Source organism: Sodalis sp. (in: enterobacteria), assembly GCF_047607725.1.
In the GTDB taxonomy this organism is placed as follows: Bacteria; Pseudomonadota; Gammaproteobacteria; order Enterobacterales; family Enterobacteriaceae; genus JBLKSS01.
Genome location: NZ_JBLKSS010000321.1, coordinates 1 through 1,598, shown reverse-complemented (window position 1 = coordinate 1,598; position 1,598 = coordinate 1). Strand labels below are relative to the sequence as shown.

1 protein-coding gene and 2 pseudogenes are annotated in these 1,598 nt (G+C 62.0%); 1 reads left to right on the top strand and 2 read right to left on the bottom strand.

Annotation, left to right across the window (positions count from 1 at the left end; all coding sequences use genetic code 11):
* Positions 1–206 precede the first annotated feature (206 nt).
* Positions 207–788, top strand: a complete 582-nt coding sequence (locus ACMX3H_RS19195; protein ID WP_415211905.1) for a GNAT family N-acetyltransferase — start codon at positions 207–209, stop codon at positions 786–788.
* Between the two features lie 74 nt (positions 789–862).
* On the opposite strand, the pseudogene ACMX3H_RS19190 reads toward ACMX3H_RS19195, so the two are convergent.
* Positions 863–1,042 (bottom strand): annotated as a pseudogene (locus ACMX3H_RS19190) (YpfN family protein); the annotation flags it as partial.
* A gap of 4 nt (positions 1,043–1,046) precedes the next feature.
* Positions 1,047–1,466, bottom strand: a pseudogene (locus ACMX3H_RS19185) (M15 family metallopeptidase); the annotation flags it as partial.
* Between the last annotated feature and the right edge of the window lie 132 nt (positions 1,467–1,598).

Below are 1,598 nucleotides of genomic sequence, written 5' to 3'. Positions count from 1 at the left end.
CTCAAACCGGGATGGAAATAAAAGTTATTAAAATCAATACAATGTGAAAATGCAATGAGCATAAGCGTGTAACGTAGGTTTACTGTCTCATACAACAAACCCACCAATAATTCAAGACGTCCTCCACGGGGCGCTTACGTCTGGGCAGGTTATCGCCGGCCGCCCGGGAGTCTGGTGGCGCAGTCGCTGGCGGCGCACGGGAATGTGTGGCGGGCGCCGCGGCTGCGCTCCCGTCGCATCAGTCGTATCGCCGTGGCGCCGGCGGCGCGCCGTCACGGCATGGGGCTGGCAATGATTGCCAAGGCGGCGCGGCAGGCCGCCAGAGGGACGAGCGCGATTTTCTATCGGTCAGTTTTGGCTATACCGCCGCGCTGTGGCATTTTTGGCGGCGGGCGGGGTTTCAACTGGTGCGCATGGGGACGCACCGGGAAGCAAGCAGCGGCCTGTATAGCGCCATGGCGCTGCTGCCTCTTAGCGACGCGGGGCGTCAATTGACGCGGCGCGCGGCGGAGGGCTTCGAGCGCGATTGCCGCCTGACGGCCGGCGAGCAACAGCCACTCGCCCTGGAGGATTGGCGCTGTCTGGCGGGCTTCGCCTTCGTCCAGCGGCCGCCGGAAGCATGCCGCAGCGCCCTTCTTCGCCTCATTAGCCAGAGCACGCTGCCGCTGCCGGCGCTGCACCTGTGGCTAACGCAGCAACTGCCGGACGACGTGCTGGCGGCGCGTTTGGCGCTCAGCGGAAAAAAGCGCTGTGGCTACGCTGGCGGCAGGAAACGGCGGCGGGCATGACGGCGGTAGACGCGCGCTTGACGCGCCGCTGGCGATGTTTCAGCCAGCAGCCGGCGCGCTAAGGAAAGGTTATTTTTTTTCGGCCAGTCGTCTTCCTCGTCCCATTGCGCGTTGTTGTCCCGATGCGGGGGCAACTCGGGACGATTTTTCAGGTAGCTGGGCGCATCCACCCGGCGCAGCGCTTTCACGCCGCCTATCAACATGCCCGCCAGGACTAATAACACTACCCACCAATAATCCGCTAACCATCCCATAGACTTACTCCTTATCGATATTATCAATGTAGCGCTGGAAGATATCGGGCAGCCGCGGCGCTAGCCACGCACTGCTCGCCACATCCTGGCCCTGCCAGGCCTGCAGCAGCACCGCGGGCGTCAGCATCAGCGCGGCGCGGTTCGCCAGCGGCCGGTAGCTGATGTGCCAGGGCTCTACCGCCACGCCGCCGCGATCGCGCGCATAGGGGCGGTAGAAGCCGTATTCGTCCAGATGCCGGTCAAGCCAGTGGGTAAGCGTGGCGAAATAGCCGCCGGGAAAATACTCCTCGGACGTAAGCTGCAATTGCGTGCCGGGGGGCAGTAAATCGGGATCGTAGATATCCAGATCGGTGCCCCAGTGGTGGCGGCTGGCGCCCGGCAACGCCGACCAGCGCAGGATGGCCTCGCAGCGGGATGCAGATTCCGACGTATCCGATTATCTGTTCCGGCGACATCCGATCAGTTATTCCGATATTTTCCGATCACCCATTCCAGTGATATTCGATCACGTGTTCGCTCATCTTCTGACTCAGTTTTAGTCTATTTTTCCTGTGCT